This window comes from Streptomyces lincolnensis, from assembly GCF_021173675.1.
GTDB lineage: Bacteria > Actinomycetota > Actinomycetes > Streptomycetales > Streptomycetaceae > Streptomyces > Streptomyces lincolnensis_B.
This window is the reverse complement of the sequence record NZ_JAIHON010000007.1, coordinates 247381-263939: the sequence shown is the minus strand read 5'-3', so window position 1 is coordinate 263939 and position 16559 is coordinate 247381. Positions and strand designations below refer to the sequence as shown.

Here is a 16559-nt window from a genome sequence, read left to right as displayed (position 1 = left end):
CCAGCTTGACAGGCTCTGGAACGGCGTTCCACCCTGGGTTCGCTGGAACGCCGTTCCAGCTGGCCCGACGGGTGCCTGCCCGGCGGTCCGCGATCAGGAAGGAACTCTCATGACCACTGAGGTCACGATCATCGGAGCGGGGCTCGGAGGACTGACCCTCGCCCGCGTCCTGCACGTCCACGGGATCCCGGTGACGGTCCACGAGGCGGAGCCGTCGCCGACCGCCCGCTCCCAGGGCGGCATGCTCGACATCCACGAACACAACGGGCAGCTCGCCCTGAAGGCCGCCGGCCTCTTCGAGGAGTTCCTCGGCATCGTCCGCCCGGGCGCCGAGGCGTCGCGGGTGCTCGACAAGGACGGAACGGTCCTGCTGGACGAGCCCGACGACGGCACCGGCGGACGGCCCGAGGTGCCTCGCGGCGCGCTCCGGCAGATCCTGCTCGACTCGCTGCCCGCCGGCACGGTCCGGTGGGGGCGCAAGGTCACCGGGGCCCGGGCCCTCGGGGACGGCCGGCACGAGGTGACCTTCGCGGACGGGGCGAGTGTGACGACCGGCCTGCTGGTGGGCGCGGACGGCGCGTGGTCACGCGTCCGCCCCCTGCTGTCCGCGGCACGGCCCGCGTACGTCGGCACGGTGTTCGTCGAGACGTACCTGTTCGACGCCGACGAGCGCCATCCCGCCAGTGCGAAGGCGGTCGGCGCGGGCGCCATGTCCGCGCTCGCTCCCGGCAGGGGGATCTCCGCCCACCGGGAACCGGACGGGGTCCTGCACACCTACGTCCAGCTCACCAAGGACGAGCAGTGGATCGACACCATCGACTTCACCGACCCCGGCACGGCCGCGGCCCGCGTCGCCGAGGAGTTCGACGGCTGGGCGCCGGAACTCACCGCACTCATCACCGACGGCGAGACCGCCCCGGTCCCGCGGACCATCCACGCGCTGCCGAGCGACCACCGCTGGGACCGTGTGCCCGGCGTCACCCTGCTCGGCGACGCCGCCCACCTCATGCCGCCGTCCGGCGAAGGCGCCAATCTCGCCATGTACGACGGCGCCGAGCTCGGCAACGCCCTCGCCACGCACCCGGACGACATCGAGGCCGCGCTCACCGCCTACGAGCAGACCCTGTTCCCGCGCAGTGCCGCCGCTGCCGTCGAGTCGTCCCGCATCCACGCGATGTGCCTCGACGCCGACGCCCCGTACAGCCTCGTCGACTTCTTCAGCCCTGACCGTCGTACACCTTGACCGCCGTACGCCCTGACCGCCCTACGCCCCGATCCGGTGGCGGTCCGCCACGGAGGTCACGCCTCCTGTCGGGCGTCGACCTCGGCGATCAGCGCCTCGATCCGGGTCCTGATCTCGTCGCGGATCGGGCGGACGGCCTCGACGCCCTGGCCGGCCGGGTCTTCGAGGGCCCAGTCGAGGTACTTCTTGCCGGGGAAGACCGGGCAGGCGTCGCCGCAGCCCATGGTGATGACGTAGTCGGAGGCCTGGACGGCATCGGTGGTGAGGATCTTCGGGGTGGCCGCGGAGATGTCGATGCCGACTTCCTTCATGGCCTCGACCGCGGCGGGATTGACCCGGTCGCCCGGGACGGACCCGGCGGAGCGGACCTCGATCCGGTCGCCCGCCAGGTGGGAGAGGAATCCGGCGGCCATCTGCGAACGGCCGGCGTTGTGGACACAGACGAACAGCACGGAGGCGAGCGGACTGGAGGGCATCGGTTCTTCCTTGCTGGTATCAGTGCGGAGTGATGTGACAGTATCAGCCCATGCTGATGTCAGTCGATACTGATCTGATGCGGGTTCTCGCGGACCCGCTCCGGCTGCGGATCGTCACCCTGCTCGCCCAGGAGACGCTCTGCAGCACGCACCTGATCGAGGAGACGGGGGCCCGGCAGACCAACCTCTCCAACCATCTGAAGGTGCTGCGCGAGGCAGGAGTCGTGGAGACGGAGCCCTGCGGCCGGTTCACCTACTACCGCCTCAAGCCCGACGTCATCGCCTCGCTGGCCGGCCGGTTCGCCGACCTCGCGGAGGCGGCGCGCGCCACCGCCGAGAACAACGTCAAGCGGTCCTGTCCCTGACAGGACGCCCGTCGCCGTCCACCCGTACCGAGGAGTCCCGTTGACCGCCACCGAGGCCACCGAGCACGACAGTGCCGGCGAGTCCCCCACAGCCGCCGAAGCGCCCGGCCCCGAGCCGCGACCGGCCCCGGGTGCCACCCCGCCGCAGACGCCCCCGCTGATCGCCCGGGCCGCGGCCGAACTGGTCGGCACGGCGGCGCTCGTGACGGTCGTGGTCGGTTCCGGCATCCAGGCCACCGAGCTGACGAAGGACGTCGGGCTGCAACTGCTGGCCAACTCCACGGCCACGGTCTTCGGCCTGGGCGTGCTGATCACCCTGCTGGGTCCGGTCTCCGGCGCGCACTTCAACCCGGCCGTGACCCTGGCCGAGTGGTGGACCGCCCGCCGCGGCGGCGCCGGGGTCGGCCCGCGCGAGGCGGCCGTCTACGTCCCCGCCCAGGTCGCCGGTGCGATCGCGGGCGCGATCCTGGCCGACGCCATGTTCGGCGAACCGCTGGTGGCCTGGTCCACCCACGACCGGTCGGCGGGCCACCTGCTGCTCGGCGAGGTCGTGGCGACCGCCGGGCTGATCCTGCTGATCTTCGGCCTGGCCCGCACCGACCGACTACGCTTCGCGCCCGTGGCCGTCGCCTCGTACATCGGCGCCGCCTACTGGTTCACCTCGTCCACGTCCTTCGCCAATCCGGCGGTGACCATCGGCCGCGCCTTCACCGACACCTTCGCGGGCATCGCGCCCGGGTCGGTCGCGGGCTTCATCGCCATGCAGCTGATCGGCGCGGTGGTGGGGCTGGGTCTGGTGGCGCTCATCTTCATGCCCGGCCGGGCGGCGACCGGCGGTCAGAGCACGGCCGGTGCGACGGTGAGCAGCTTGCCCATCGCGGACAGCACCGACGGCTCGACCCGGTAGTACACCCAGGTGCCCCGCCGCTCGGAGGTCAGCAGACCGGCCTCCTTGAGCTTCTTCAGGTGGTGGGAGACGGTCGGCTGGGAGACGCCGACGTCGGAGATGTCGCACACGCACGCCTCGCCGCCCTCGTGCGAGGCGACCGCGGAGAACAGCCGCAGCCGCACCGGATCGCCCAGCGCCTTGAACATCCGGGCGGCCGTCTCGGCCTCCTCCGCGGTGAACGGCCGCTCGGTGAGCGGCGGGCAGCACGGCCCCGCGGCGGCATCCGACTCGGGCGCGAGCAGTGGCAGCGACCTGGTGTTCGACATGCGTCTATGTTGACACACGTCGAACCAGCCGGACGAGTGCCGACCGTGAACCTCCTCCATTTCGATATATGTCTATGTTGACGTCTGTCGAATCAGATGCCATGCTGGCGACCGAGAAGACATTGACAGACGTCGAAACAAGCTAGGAGTCGCCGTGAACGCGCCCACCACCGAGCTGCCCGTCGTCGTGATCGGGGCCGGTCCCGTCGGTCTGGCCGCCGCCGCCCATCTCACCGGCCGCGGCCTCACCCCGCTCGTCCTGGAGGCCGGTCCGGCCGCCGGGGCGGCGGTGCGCGAGTGGTCGCACGTGCGGCTGTTCTCCACCTGGGGCGAGCTCACCGACCCCGCGGCCGAGAAGATCCTCGCCCCGACCGGCTGGACCAGGCCCGATCCGGCGACGTACCCCTCCGGCGGAAACTGGGTGGAGCGGTACCTCCAGCCCCTCGCCGACGCCCTCGCCGAGCACGTGCGTTTCGGCGCCCGGGTCACCGGCGTCTCCCGCGCCGGACGCGACCGCGTCGTGGACGCCGACCGCGACACCCAGCCGTTCGTCGTCCACGTCACCCGTGCCGACGGCCGCGAGGAACGGCTGTTCGCCCGCGCGGTCATCGACGCCTCCGGCACCTGGACCACCCCCGGCCCCGCCGGCGGCAGCGGTCTGCCCGCCCTCGGTGAGCGGGCCGCCGGCGACCGCGTCACCTACCGCGTCCCCGACCTGAAGGACCCGGCCGTCCGGGCCCGGTACGCGGGCAGGCGGACCGCCGTCATCGGGTCCGGAGCGTCCGCGTTCACCGCTCTCGCCCAACTCGCCGACCTGGCCCGGGCCGACGACGGGGCGGGCACGAAGGCGGTGTGGATCCTGCGCCGCGGCATCTCCGGCTCCACCTTCGGCGGTGGCGAGGCCGACGAGCTGCCCGCCCGCGGTGCGCTCGGCCTGGCGGCGAAGGCCGCCGTCGACGCCGGACACGCCGACGCCGTCACCGGCTTCCGCACCGAGGCGATCGAACGCGACACCGACGGCCGCCTCATCCTCGTCGCGGAGGACGGCCGCCGCCTCGACGCCGTGGACGAGGTCGTCGTCCTCACCGGATTCCGCCCGGACCTGTCCTTCCTCTCCGAGATCCGCCTCGGTCTGGACGAACGGCTCCAGGCCCCGGTCGCGCTCGCCCCGCTGATCGACCCCAACCAGCACTCCTGCGGCACCGTCTACCCCCACGGCCACCGCGAGCTCGCCCACCCCGAACAGGGCCTGTACCTGGTCGGCATGAAGTCCTACGGCCGTGCCCCGACCTTCCTGGCGATGACCGGCTACGAGCAGGTCCGCTCCGTCGTGGCCGCGCTCGACGGCGACCAGGAGTCCGCCGACCGCGTCGAACTCACCCTGCCGGAGACCGGGGTGTGCGGTGGCGCCGGGCTGTTCGACGCCCCCGAGTCCGACCAGGCGGCGGGCGGCTGCTGCGCCCCGGCACCGCAGCTGATCCAGCTCGGCGCACCCACCGGAACGACCGCGGGCGGTTGCTGACCTCGTGACCGCACCCGGCACGCGCGGCCCCGCGGGCGGCTAGCGCCGCCCGTCCCGCGTCCACAGCGTCACCGGCCCCAGCAGTCCGGACGCCAGCTGGGAGGGGAACGCCCAGGCCGTCGGGGTGGCCTCGGCGAGATACGGGGCCAGGGTGTTGTGGACGGTCACCTCGATACGGACCGTACGCCCCGCGGCGCCGGGCAGGGCGAAACGGTACGGCGCGCAGAACGCCTCGCCGACGGGCTTCCCGTCGACGAGCACCGTGACGCTGCCCCGTACCCGCCCGAGGTCGAGCACCGGGTCCGGCCCGGCCGGTACCGCCACGGAGCGGGCGTAGGTCACTCCCCCGCTCCAGCCGCCCAGCCCCAGCGAGCACCAGTCGCCCAGCGACAGCGGGGCCGGCACGGTGCGCACGCGCACGGGCCCGCGCCAGGCGGAGCCGCCGCGCAGCACGGCGGTGGGGTCGGTGACGACCTCGATCTCCGTGGGCTCGCGCGGCACCTGATCCAGCGTCAGCGTCCGCCCGTGGAGCGGCCGTTCCCCGCCCTGGCCGACGCGCACCCGTGCGGGCAGCTCCAGCGGCAGTTCGACCGATACGGTTCCCGACGGCACGGTGAAGCGGAAGCGCTGCGCGCTCGCGTGGACGTCGTCGGTGGAGCGCAGCGGCAGCACGGGAGCGCCGAGCACCGGGGCACCGGTGAGCCACTCGGTGTCCGGCAGCGGGTGCGGCCGTACGGCGGCGTAGCAGTGCTGCACCTCGCCCCAGCGGCCCTCGTGTTCGACGGTACGGCCGTGCCAGGCGCCCGTCTCGGCCTCCCAGCCGGGGCCGCTGACCAGCGCGGTGGACTCCGCGGCCGCCACGAGGTCGACGAAGACCGCGTCCTGGGCGTGGACGCTGTCGGCCACGACCTCCAGGACGTGCTCGCCCGCCCCGAGGGTCAGTGCGTGCCGGAAGAACATCGGCACCGCGCCCCAGTCGGACTCGTAGTACTCCACCTTCTCCTGGCGGGCCACCACGGTGTCGTCGAGCGACACGGTGAGGCCGGTCGCGGCGCCCACCACGAGCGCCGCCTCCACCTCGTCGCCCGTGACGCGCAGCCGTCCGCGGTAGGTCACGCGGCCGTCCGGTCGTACGTCCTCGGGCAGGCGCATGAAGCGGGGACGCGGCGCGAAGCCGTCGGGGCGGGTCAGGCAGAAGTAACTGCCGAGCGGGGTGCCCGCGGCGCCCGAGATCAGCAGGGGCCGGTCCTGGGCGTCGGCGAGTTCGTACTCCAGGACGTTGCGGGAGCGTGCCACGTCCACCCGGGCCGTCGCCTGGCAGCCGCCGGTCGTCTCCAGTGGCTCGCCGTTCCACCACACGCGTTTGGCCGCCGCCGCGCCGACGTGCAGTTCGGCGGGGCCGCGGTGGCCGGTCTCCACGATCGCGCGGATCCTGGCGACGGTCCCGGGTCCGGGCACCGGCACACGGACGAACTCCTCGGGGACCAGGCCCTTGTTGCCGAGCAGTCCGTCCGGGTCCGGGATGCCCCGGCTCGACGAGTACAGCGAGACGCTCCAGCCCGCGTCCGGGGGGACGAGGGGCTGGTCCCCGGCCAGGATCCGTTCCACCGAGGCGCTGTCCAACGGCTCGGGTGCCTGCGCGGAGGGCACGGGAGGCAGGACGCGCACCCGGTTGCCGTAGGTCGCCCGCGTCGGCTCCCAGTCGGTGCCGGACTCGGTCCACCGCATCGTCCAGATCTGCGGCTCGTCCACGGCGGCCCCGGCGGGCAGGGCCAGGTCGCCCCAGGTGTTGTCCAGGGTGGGGACGAGGCGTCCCTGCCAGCCGGTGGAGAGGTCGAGCGTCTCCACGGAGGTGGTCGGTGGCGGTGCGGCCGGCCGGGGTGGCGGGGTGCCTTCGCGCCATACGACGAGGGCGGCCGGGGCGCCGTCCAGGGGGACCTCGATGGTCGAGACGCCGTCGGACACGGCGACCTGTGCGGGACGACGGGCGCCGGTCGCCGGGTTCCAGAGCTCGGCCTCGGCGACCGGGGCCCGCACGGTGACGGAGGAGGCGGCGGCGTAGCGCGCCGGGTCGATCTCGTGCCGGCCCTCGGCCGGATCGACGCGGGCGTCGGGGAAGGCGCCGGTCACCAGGGCGACCGCCATGTCGTCCTTGCGCCGGACGAGCAGCGGCACCTCGCCGGTCGCGTATCCGGCGAGGTCGGCCACCGCCGCCGCGCCGGTCTCCGCGTCGTCGGCCCGTTCCAGCCGCGGATGGGACAGGAGCGCGGTGACGGCGAGGTCGTCACCGGCCAGGCCGGCCGCCGTCGAGGGTGGGCGGCCGACGACCACGACCCGGCCGCCGGCGTCCAGCAGATCGGTCAGCCGACGGGCCGTCTCCTCCTCCAGGACGCTCGCCGAGGGCAGCAGCACCGCGCGGTAGGCCAGGTCCCCGACCCGCAGGGCGGCGTCGGCGGCCTTGGCGCGCTGCACCGAGGCGTCGTCGATGACGTCGAAGGAGATCCGGTGGCGGTCCAGGGTGCCGATCCGGGGCCCGAGCCAGTTGTTCGTGCCGCACAGGTCCAGATAGTGGCGCTGGGTCTCGTCGGCCTCGGCGTGTCCGGCGCCGAGACGGCCGTCCCCGAAGTGCTTGACGGGGGCGTCCAGCGGGATGAGGGACTGCATGGTGGCGGTGGGGTGCAGGACGGCGACGTCGGCGCTGTAGGTGCCCCAGGACATGAGCGAGCAGATCCGGGCGACGGCCCGGGAGAACGCCGGGTACTGCCGCCAGTAGGGCTGGCGCCAGTCGGTGGACGGCGGTGCCCACTCGAACCAGCCGCCCGCGGTGCCGAAGTAACTGGCGTGCGGGTTGTACAGGTTGGCGCCGCTGCGCAGGAACGGCAGCAGCCAGTCGTAGGTGTCCTCCAGGGTGCCGCCCCAGCCGGAGGAGTGGAACGCCTCGATCCAGACCCGCTCGTGGCCGTAGAGATGGGCCATGGAGGAGTGGACCTTGGCGTCGCCGTGGTGGTCGCTGCCGGCCGCGCTGTACCAGCGGTGGGTGCGGAAGTAGTCCGAGTAGATCTGCGTCGACTGGGCCGGGTAGCCGGAGCGGGCGGGGTGGCTCTGGTCGCAGCCCAGGAGCAGTCCGCGTTCGTCGTGCCAGGCGGCGAGCGGCCGGAACAGGGCCTCTTCGGCGAGTTCGGCGCGGACGGCGTAGTAGTCGGCGCGGATGCGCGGCGCCTGCGGGGCGTCGCCGAAGAGGGCGGGGAGGTGGTCGAGGAGGTCGTAGCCGCGCCTGGCCCGGAACTGATCGGGGAGGCGGTGGCTCCAGGAGTTGGTGCTCGGCAGTTCGTCCTGGAAGCTGCCCGCGATCACGTTGCCCAGGTACTGGGGGACGCGGCGGTCGAACTCGTGGTGGACGGCGTCGAGGAGCAGGCCGACGGCCCGCGGGTCCAGATAGTCGAAGGCGGTGGGGACGGCGACCACGAGGCGCACCTCGCGGCCGTCCGCGGCCTCGACCCGGTCGGGTCCGGTGGTCCGCAGCCGCGCGCCCGCCCCGTCGTAGGCGGCCACCAGTGTCTCGGAGCCCGTCAGGGCGACGGTGCCGCCGGTGACGACGGTCCGGCGCGAGCGCAGGGCCTGCCCGGCCACCTCGGGGTGACGGCGCGTCACACTGCCCTGGATGTTGGCGCCGGAGAACCCGATCTGGTCGTAGAACCACAGCCGCGTGCCCAGATCCCCGGCGATCTCGCAGGCGTCGGTGAAGCGGGCCCACCACTCCTCGCCGAACCAGGCCGGTTCGTCGGTGCGGGCGCCGAAGGTCGGTCCGGCCGGGGCCAGGTTGATCACGACGAGGTTGTGGACGCCCCCCTCCGCGAACCTGCGCATCTGCCAGGCCAGACGCTCACGGGTGACCCTCGCGCCCGACCACCACCACAGCGGGGTGGGGCCGAAGTCCCGGGGCGGGTCGTCGAACAGCTGCTCAAGCGCGGGAGAGATCACGAGTGCGGTCCTTCCGGGTACGGCGGACACCCTGACGGATCCAAAAACGTTTTACATCCGCATCACCGTAAGCGACCTGGGCGGGAGAGGCCAGGTGCGCGACATCCCACACGGTTGGCCCTTCTTTGCGCGGATGTGCGCGAGAACTATTGTTGGAACGTTTTATGGCTCCTATAGTCACCGTCGATCGAGGACCACCCCAAGGCCAATCCCCAGCCGACGGAGTCTCATCATGGCCCGAATCCCCTCTGCTCCGGAGCACCCGGAACACCCTGAACAGCCCATTCCCAAGCGCCTGTGGAAGGTCGCGGCGCTGTCCGGCATGGCCTCGTACCTGGATGCCGCTCTCATCGTCAGCATCGCCGTCAACCTGGCCATCTACCGGGACAGTTACGACATGGGCGTGTGGATGGCCGGTGCGATCAGCGCGATCGTCACCGGCTGCATCGCCGTCGGGTCCCTGGTCGGCGGCCGGCTCGCCGACATGTTCGGCCGCCGCCGCGTGTACAACCTGGACATCTTCTGCTTCGCGCTGGGCGCGATCGTCATCACCCTCGCGCCCAACGACATCGTGCTCTTCATCGGCGTGCTCATCGCGGGACTGGCCGCCGGCGCCGACCTGCCGACCTCGCTGGCCGTGGTCTCGGACGCCGCGCCCCCGGCGGCGCGGGCGCGTCTGGTGTCCTTCACGCAGGTCATGTGGGTGGCGGGCATCGTCGTGGTGATCTTCCTCGGCTATCTGCTGTCGGACACGGGCATGACCGGGGCGCGGCTCATCACCGGCCATCTGGCCGTGGCCGCGCTGGTCACCTGGCAGCTGCGGGCCCGGCTGGAGCTGGCCGCCGAGCCGACACCGGAGCAGGTGGCGGCCGAGGCGGCGGCGCTGGCCGCCCCGCGCGGCAACGACCTGAAGAACATCTGGAACCGTGCCGCGCTGCTGCCGATGGCCGCGACCTTCGTCTACTACGTCACCTGGGGCATCGGCGCCAACACCTTCGGCCAGTTCGGCACCTATCTGCTGGTCACCGTCAGCGGCGCCTCGCAGAGCCTGGCCACCGGGATCAACCTGGCCTTCCTGCCGATCGCGCTGGTGCTGACCTTCGTCTTCGTCCGCATCGCCGACACCCCGTGGCGCGACCGGATGTTCTACGTGTTCACCGTCGTGCAGATCGTCGCCTTCTGCATCGCCTCCCTCACCGCCGGCGCCCTCGTCGGCATGCTCGTCTTCTTCGTGCTCTACCAGATCTCCAACCCCTTCGCGGGGGAGGCGAGTTACAAGGTGTGGTCGCAGCTCACGCTGCCTCCGGACACCCGCGGCACCACCCAGGGCCTCACCTACGCCCTGTCGCGGGGCGTCTTCGCGGGCGTCGCCTTCGTCACGCCCGCCCTGATGGAGTACAGCGCGTCCCTGCTGCTCTGGTCGATCACCCTGTGCATGGCGGCCTCGGCGGTCGCGGGCGTCTACATCATCCGCGTGCTGATCCAGCGTTCCCCGGATCCCGCCACCGCGCCCGCGGATCTGGGAGTGGCCCGGGCCTGACCGCGTACCGGATCTCGGAACTCCGAAGGAGCACACCGACCATGACAACGACCGAACCCACCACCCCGGCCGCGGACCGCGCCGCCCCGCTGCGCGATCTGCTGCCCCCGGTGACCCGCCGCCGCACGCGCGTGGGGCTGGTGGCCGGCGGGCTCGGCACGTACTGGCCCCAGTTCCCCGGACTCCTCCCCCAGCTGAAGGAGTCGGCCTCCTACGTCACCGAACGCCTGACGCGACTGGACGCCGAGGTCGTCGACGTCGGGTTCGTCTCCGACGCCCAGGACGGCGCGGCCGCCGCCGAGCGCCTGCGCCGCGCGGACTGCGATCTGATCGTGCTGTTCCTGACGACCTATCTGACCTCGTCGATGGTGCTGCCGATCGCCCAGCGCTCGCACACCCCGGTCCTGGTCGTCGACCTCCAGCCGTCGGAGCGGATGGACCACCCCTCCTTCGACACCGGCGCCTGGCTGGCGTACTGCGCGCAGTGCTCGGTACCGGAGGTCGGCAACGTCTTCCGGCGGGCCGGGATCCCCTTCCGGTCGGTGTCGGGCTGGCTGCGCCAGGAGTCGGCCTGGCGGCGGATCGAGCAGTGGGTGCGCGCCGCCCATGTGCGGGCCGCGCTCCGGCATGCCCGGCACGGTCTGATGGGGCATCTGTATCCCGGCATGCTGGACGTGTCGACCGATCTGACGCTGCTGCCGGCGACGTTCGGCTCGCATGTGGAGGTGCTGGAGTTCGACGACCTGCGCCATCGGGTGGAGCGGGTGACCGAGGCGGAGACCCGGGAGCGCATGGCGCTCGCCCGCAAGGTCTTCACCCTCGACGACAGCGTGGTGGACGAGGACTTCGCCTGGGGAGCGACGGTGTCGGTCGCCCTGGACCGGCTGGTGCAGGACTTCGGCCTCGACACCCTCGCCTACTACCACCGCGGACTCGACGGCGAGCAGCACGAACGGCTCGGCGCCGGCATGATCCTGGGCGCCTCCCTGCTCACGGCCCGGGGCGTGCCGGCGGCGGGCGAGTACGAACTGCGCACGAGCGTCGCCCAGTTGGTCTCCCAGAGTGTGGGCGGCGGGGGCTCCTTCACCGAGATCCAGGCCCTCAACTTCGAGGACGGTGTGGTGGAGATGGGCCATGACGGTCCCGCCCATCTCGCGGTCTCCGCCCGTGATCCGCTGCTGCGGGGTCTGGGCGTCTACCACGGCAAGCGCGGCTGGGGCGTCAGCGTGGAGTTCGACGTGCAGCACGGGCCGGTCACGCTCCTCGGCCTCGGCCAGGACGCCGACGGCAGCCTGTCGTTCATCGCCTCCGAGGGAACCGTGGTCCCCGGGCCGCTGCTGGAGATCGGCAACACCACCAGCCGGGTCGACTTCGGCCGGGACCCGGGCGAGTGGGTCGACGCGTGGAGCGCCACGGGGGTGGGCCATCACTGGTCCCTCGCGGTCGGCCGGCACGCGGCGGACTTCAGGGCCGCGGCGAGTCTGCTCGGCATCGACTACCGGGAGGTGTGACGTGATCTCCCACCGTCCGTACGGGTCGGGCTGCCGGTGGGAGATCCTCAGGGCGTCTCCTCCCCCTGGACCCGGGCCAGCACCTCGCGGATCATCTCGGCGCTGATCATGAAGTGAGACCGTGCGATCTCCTCCGCGCGCTCGGGCTCGCCCGCCGCGACGGCCTCGTACAGGGCCGTGTGGCCCTCTCCGGCGCGGTGGTGGTGGGACCGCTCGCCCTTGCCCCAGGGCTCGATCGGGAAGCCGAGGCTGATCCGGGACAGCAGATCTCGGCTCAGCCGGGCGATCTGCGGGTTGTGCGTGGCCGCGCAGACGGCCTCGTGGAACGCGCTGTCGGCGGCCTGCTCCTCGCGGGGCGTGCTCGCGCTGAGATGCGCGGCCAGGGCCTCGCGCATCGGTTCGAGGTCCTCGGGCCGGCGGCGCCGGGCGGCCGTCGCGGCCACCATGCCCTCCACCAGTCCGCGCAGGTCGAAGAGCTGCTCGAACTCCGCCCTGCGGGGCAGCAGCGTACGGCGTACGGCGGCCGCGGAGGACTCGCTCCAGCTGTCGCGGACGAAGGCTCCGCCGTTGCGGCCCCGGCGGATGTCGATGACACCCAGGGCCTGCAGACGCCCGACGGCCTCGCGCACGGTGGGGCGGCTCACCCGCAGCAGCCCGGTGAGCTCGCGTTCGGTGGGCAGCCGTTCGCCCGGCAGGAAGTCCCCGACGGCGATCGCGGTGAGCAGCCGGTCGGAGACCTCGTCCACGGCCGAGGCCACGCGCACCGGGTGCAGCGACGGCGACGCGGTGCCGCCGAGGAGAACACGGTCGAGTACGCGTGAGAACTCGTCCCCCGGTTCGGGTGCCTCAGGTACGGATGTCAGTTGTCCTCCCCTTCACATGCCGCTGCGGTAAACGAGCGGGGGCCACGTGAACGCGCCGTTACGTCTTGCGCCGACCTCACCAAAAGGTCTTGTGCGCTGACCTTTTTCCCCTTCACCATCTCATCCATCCGTCACACCCATCCAGTTTCAGACATCGGCCGGCTGTTCCCAGCCGCTCCGGGAGGCTTCCCCGTGGCGATCCCCGAACCGAACCACACCGGAACCGTCGACTTCAACGGCTGGTCCACCTGGTACCGGATCACCGGCGAACCGGGCAGAACACCGCTGGTGGTCCTGCACGGCGGTCCCGGTGCCGGCCACGACTACACCCTGAGCATCGCTGGCATCGCCGAACAGGGCCGCCCGGTGGTGCACTACGACCAGCTCGGCACCGGGCTGTCCACCCATCTGCCCGACAAGGGCGCGGACTTCTGGACCGTCCAGCTCTTCCTGGACGAACTCGACCACCTGCTCAAGACCTTGGGCATCGCCGACGCCTACCACCTCCTCGGCCAGTCCTGGGGTGGCATGCTCGCCGCCGAGCACGCCGTGCGCAGGCCGCCGGGGCTGCGCGGGCTGGTCATCGCCGACTCCCCCGCGTCGATGGAGCTGTGGCTCAGGGCGGCCGCCGAACTGCGCGCCGGCCTTCCCGCGGACGTCCAGGAGACCCTGCTCGCCCACGAGGCGGCCGGGACCACGGACCACCCCGACTACCGGGCGGCCGAACAGGTCTTCAACGAGCGCCATGTCTGCCGACTGACACCCAACCCGCCCGAGGTACAGGCCACTTGGGCCAACATCGAGGCCGATCCGACCGTGTACCACACGATGAACGGCCCCAACGAGTTCCATGTCGTCGGCACGCTCAAGAACTGGTCCGTCATCGACCGGCTGCACCTGGTCGAGGCGCCCACCCTGCTGGTGTCCGGACGGTACGACGAGGCGACTCCCGAGACCGTCCGCCCCTTCGCCGACCGCATCCCCGACGTGCGCTGGCACATGTTCGAGCACTCCAGCCACATGCCGCACGTCGAGGAGGAGGAGCTCTTCCTCCGGGTCGTCGGCGAGTTCCTCGACTCCACCGACTGATCCCGGGAGTTCCCCGCCATGCCCCTCTTCGCGAGACGGGGCGCGCTGGCCGCCGCCACCGTCGCCCTCACCCTCACCGCCGGCTGTTCGTCCTCCGATTCGGGCTCCTCCTCGGATCCGAGCGCGTCCTCCTCCGGCTCCGGTTCCTCCGCCTTCCAGCCGCAGCACAAGGGCGGCACCCTCAAGCTCGTCGCCCACGCGGCCGCCGGCAGCCTCGACCCGCAGGTCAACTACACGCTCCAGTACTGGCAGTTGTACCAGTCGATGTACGACGGGCTGCTCGCGTTCAAGAAGGTGGGCGGCGACCGGTCGTTCACCGTCGTCCCCGACCTGGCCGCGGCGATGCCGAAGGTGACCAACGGCGGCAGGACCTACACCTTCACCCTGCGCAAGGGCATCACCTTCTCCAACGGCAAGGCCCTGACCACCGATGACGTGGTGGCGTCCTTCGAGCGCGTCTTCAAGGTCTCCAGCCCCACCGCGGGCACCTTCTACAACGGCATCGTCGGAGCCGACGCCTGTCTGAAGAAGCCGGCGTCCTGCACCCTGCCCAAGGGCGTGACCGGCGACGCCGGGGCGAACACGGTCACCGTCAACCTCACCGCCCCGGACCCGGAGTTCGCGTACAAACTGGCCGTCCCGCACGCCAGTGTCGTACCGAAGGACTCGCCGGCGAAGGACTCCGGCACCAAGCCGCTGCCGACGACCGGCCCGTACATGGCCGCCTCCTACGACCCGAACCGGGCCCTGAAGCTGGTGCGCAACCCGCACTTCAAGGAGTGGTCGCGCGAGGCCCAGCCCCAGGGCTACCCCGACGCCATCGACTACACCTTCGGCCAGACCGTCGAGTCCGAGGTGACCGCCGTCGAGAACGGCCAGGCGGACTGGATGTACGACGCCCCGCCCGCCGACCGCCTGGACGAGATCGGCACCAAGTACGCCTCCCAGGCACATGTGAACCCGCTGACGGCGTTCTGGTACGCGACCCTGAACGTCAACATGGCGCCCTTCGACAACAAGCTGGCGCGCCAGGCGATCAACTGGGCCGTCGACCGGTCGGCCGTGGTCCGGCTCTACGGCGGGACCAACCTCGCCTCTCCCGCGTGCACGATCCTGCCGCCGGGCTTCCCCGGGCACGTCGACGAGTGCGCCTACACCAAGGGCGGCGGCACCACCTGGAAGGCGGCGGACCTCGCCAAGGCCAAGGAACTGGTGAAGCGGTCCGGCACCGCGGGGCAGGAGGTCGGGATCGTCGTCCAGGACGACGACGTCAACAAGTCGATCGGACAGTACCTGCAGAGCCTGCTCACCCAACTCGGCTACAAGGCGACACTCAAACCACTGTCGGGGAACATCCAGTTCACCTACATCCAGAACACCAAGAACAAGGTGCAGCTGGCGCTGACGTCCTGGTACCAGGACTATCCGGCGGCCTCGGACTTCCTCAACGTGCTGCTGTCCTGCGCCTCGTTCCGCCCCGGCAGCGACTCCAGCATCAACATCTCCGGGTTCTGCGACAAGGGCGTCGACGCCAGGATGCGGACCGCGCTGACGACCATGCAGACCGACCCCGCGGCCGCGAACAAGCAGTGGGGCGCCCTCGACCAGGACATCATGGCCGAGTCCCCGGTCGTCCCGCTGATCAACCCGAAGATGATCGACTTCACGTCGACGCGGGTCGGCAACTACCAGTTCAGCAAGCAGTTCTACATGCTGGTCGGGCAGCTGTGGGTGAAGTGACGTCCGCCCCGACGCCAGGGACCCGGCGCCCGCCGGGCCCCTGGCGGACCGCCGCCGCCGACCTGCTGCGCAACCGGCCGGCGATGGCCGCGGCCGCGGTGCTGTTGTTCGTCGTGCTGGCGAGCCTGTGCGCCCCGCTGTACGCGGATCACATCGCCCACACCGACCCGTTCCAGTCCCATGTCTCCGGCACCACGGTCGTCGACGGCAGGACCGTACCGGTGCTCACCCCGAGCAGCACCGGCCTCGGCCTCGGGGTCACCCCGATCGGCCCGACCTGGGATCCCGCCCACTACTTCCTCGGCGCCGACAACCAGGGCCGCGACGTCATGGCCCGGCTGCTGTACGGCGGGCGCACGAGCCTGTTCATCGGGGTCACGGCGGCCCTGCTGACCTGCGTCCTGGGGACGGCCGTGGGAGTGGTCGCCGGTTACGCGGGCGGGGTCGTGGACGCCGTCATCTCCCGGATCCTGGACGTGATCTGGGCGTTCCCGGTCTACCTGCTGGCCATCTGTCTGTCGGTGGTCCTGCTCACCGACGGGCTCAGGCTCGGTCCGCTGCGTGTGGACGCGGGCAGTCTCTGGCTGCCCGTGACGATCATCGCGGCGATCTATGTGCCGTACATCGCCCGCCCGTTGCGCGGCCAGGTGCTGGTGCTGCGGAACAAGGAGTACATCCAGGCGGCCGTCGGCTCCGGCGCGGCCACCCCGCGCATCCTGCGCCGCGAGGTCCTGCCGAACGTCGTGCCCACCGCGATCGTCTTCGTGCCGCTGATGACCGCGCTGGCCATGCTCACCGAGTCGGCCCTGTCCTTCCTGTCCGTCGGTGTGCAGCCGCCCGACGCCAGCTGGGGGACGATCATCCAGGACGGTCTGGGGCTGCTCTACACCCGCCCCGCCGTGACCGTCGCCCCCGGTCTGCTGATCGCCCTGACCACGGCCGCGCTGAACGTCCTCGGCGACGGGGTGCGCGACACGCTCGACCCGGGCGCCCGGCTGCGCGGAGGGGTGTGAC

Annotated in this window: 13 protein-coding genes; 9 read left to right on the top strand and 4 right to left on the bottom strand. The window is 71.8% G+C overall.

Annotated features, from left to right (window positions below; genetic code table 11):
- The first annotated feature begins 109 nt into the window (after positions 1-109).
- Positions 110-1243 (top strand): FAD-dependent oxidoreductase, encoded by a 1134-nt coding sequence (locus K4B79_RS22195; RefSeq protein ID WP_232028602.1) that lies wholly within the window; start codon positions 110-112, stop codon positions 1241-1243.
- A 56-nt stretch (positions 1244-1299) separates the two neighbouring features.
- Here the strand turns inward: K4B79_RS22195 and K4B79_RS22190 are convergent, their stop codons facing one another.
- Positions 1300-1719: an arsenate reductase ArsC gene (locus K4B79_RS22190; RefSeq protein ID WP_232028601.1), complete on the bottom strand. Its 420-nt coding sequence runs from the start codon at positions 1717-1719 to the stop codon at positions 1300-1302.
- A 50-nt stretch (positions 1720-1769) separates the two neighbouring features.
- Here K4B79_RS22190 and K4B79_RS22185 point away from each other — a divergent pair, with 50 nt between their 5' ends.
- Together K4B79_RS22185 and K4B79_RS22180 are read left to right on the top strand one after the other, a co-directional pair.
- Positions 1770-2084, top strand: coding sequence for an ArsR/SmtB family transcription factor (locus K4B79_RS22185; protein WP_232028600.1), 315 nt, complete (start codon positions 1770-1772; stop codon positions 2082-2084).
- 40 nt (positions 2085-2124) lie between these two features.
- Positions 2125-2991, top strand: a complete 867-nt coding sequence (locus K4B79_RS22180) for an aquaporin (RefSeq protein ID WP_232028599.1) — start codon at positions 2125-2127, stop codon at positions 2989-2991.
- On the opposite strand, the gene K4B79_RS22175 is transcribed toward K4B79_RS22180, so the two are convergent.
- Complete coding sequence (locus tag K4B79_RS22175; RefSeq protein WP_232028598.1) at positions 2922-3299, bottom strand: ArsR/SmtB family transcription factor; 378 nt, start codon at positions 3297-3299, stop codon at positions 2922-2924. The two genes, K4B79_RS22180 and K4B79_RS22175, sit on opposite strands and share 70 nt — an antisense overlap.
- A 154-nt stretch (positions 3300-3453) precedes the next feature.
- On the opposite strand from K4B79_RS22175, the gene K4B79_RS22170 reads away from it, so the two are divergent.
- Positions 3454-4821, top strand: coding sequence for an NAD(P)-binding domain-containing protein (locus K4B79_RS22170; protein WP_232028597.1), 1368 nt, complete (start codon positions 3454-3456; stop codon positions 4819-4821).
- Between the two features lie 39 nt (positions 4822-4860).
- Here the strand turns inward: K4B79_RS22170 and K4B79_RS22165 are convergent, their stop codons facing one another.
- Complete coding sequence (locus K4B79_RS22165; RefSeq protein ID WP_232028596.1) at positions 4861-8802, bottom strand: glycosyl hydrolase; 3942 nt, start codon at positions 8800-8802, stop codon at positions 4861-4863.
- Positions 8803-9034: 232 nt separating this feature from the next.
- On the opposite strand from K4B79_RS22165, the gene K4B79_RS22160 reads away from it, so the two are divergent.
- Both K4B79_RS22160 and K4B79_RS22155 read left to right on the top strand, forming a co-directional pair.
- A complete protein-coding gene (locus K4B79_RS22160) occupies positions 9035-10342 on the top strand; it encodes an MFS transporter (protein WP_232028595.1) in 1308 nt (435 codons plus the stop codon).
- 41 nt (positions 10343-10383) lie between these two features.
- Positions 10384-11853 carry an L-fucose/L-arabinose isomerase family protein gene (locus K4B79_RS22155; protein WP_232028594.1) on the top strand — a complete coding sequence of 490 codons (1470 nt, stop codon included), beginning with the start codon at positions 10384-10386 and terminating at the stop codon, positions 11851-11853.
- A 47-nt stretch (positions 11854-11900) separates the two neighbouring features.
- Here the strand turns inward: K4B79_RS22155 and K4B79_RS22150 are convergent, their stop codons facing one another.
- Positions 11901-12611: a FadR/GntR family transcriptional regulator gene (locus K4B79_RS22150; RefSeq protein WP_232028593.1), complete on the bottom strand. Its 711-nt coding sequence runs from the start codon at positions 12609-12611 to the stop codon at positions 11901-11903.
- A 297-nt stretch (positions 12612-12908) separates the two neighbouring features.
- On the opposite strand from K4B79_RS22150, the gene K4B79_RS22145 reads away from it, so the two are divergent.
- Genes K4B79_RS22145 through K4B79_RS22135 form a run of 3 tightly spaced genes read left to right on the top strand, consistent with a single transcriptional unit; the run spans position 12909 to position 16558 of the window.
- Positions 12909-13805 carry a proline iminopeptidase-family hydrolase gene (locus tag K4B79_RS22145; protein WP_232028592.1) on the top strand — a complete coding sequence of 299 codons (897 nt, stop codon included), beginning with the start codon at positions 12909-12911 and terminating at the stop codon, positions 13803-13805.
- An 18-nt stretch (positions 13806-13823) separates the two neighbouring features.
- Positions 13824-15545, top strand: a complete 1722-nt coding sequence (locus K4B79_RS22140) for an ABC transporter substrate-binding protein (protein ID WP_232028591.1) — start codon at positions 13824-13826, stop codon at positions 15543-15545.
- On the top strand, positions 15542-16558 hold the full coding sequence (locus K4B79_RS22135; RefSeq protein ID WP_232028590.1) for an ABC transporter permease: 1017 nt from the start codon (positions 15542-15544) through the stop codon (positions 16556-16558). Before K4B79_RS22140 ends, K4B79_RS22135 begins: the two co-directional genes overlap by 4 nt.
- Position 16559: the final 1 nt, after the last annotated feature.

Coding starts and splice junctions, on each gene's coding strand:
- K4B79_RS22195 (WP_232028602.1), top strand. CDS start 110: ATGACCACTGAGGTCACGATCATCGGAGCGGGGCTCGGAGGACTGACC.
- K4B79_RS22190 (WP_232028601.1), bottom strand. CDS start 1,719: ATGCCCTCCAGTCCGCTCGCCTCCGTGCTGTTCGTCTGTGTCCACAAC.
- K4B79_RS22185 (WP_232028600.1), top strand. CDS start 1,770: ATGCTGATGTCAGTCGATACTGATCTGATGCGGGTTCTCGCGGACCCG.
- K4B79_RS22175 (WP_232028598.1), bottom strand. CDS start 3,299: ATGTCGAACACCAGGTCGCTGCCACTGCTCGCGCCCGAGTCGGATGCC.
- K4B79_RS22160 (WP_232028595.1), top strand. CDS start 9,035: ATGGCCCGAATCCCCTCTGCTCCGGAGCACCCGGAACACCCTGAACAG.
- K4B79_RS22155 (WP_232028594.1), top strand. CDS start 10,384: ATGACAACGACCGAACCCACCACCCCGGCCGCGGACCGCGCCGCCCCG.
- K4B79_RS22140 (WP_232028591.1), top strand. CDS start 13,824: ATGCCCCTCTTCGCGAGACGGGGCGCGCTGGCCGCCGCCACCGTCGCC.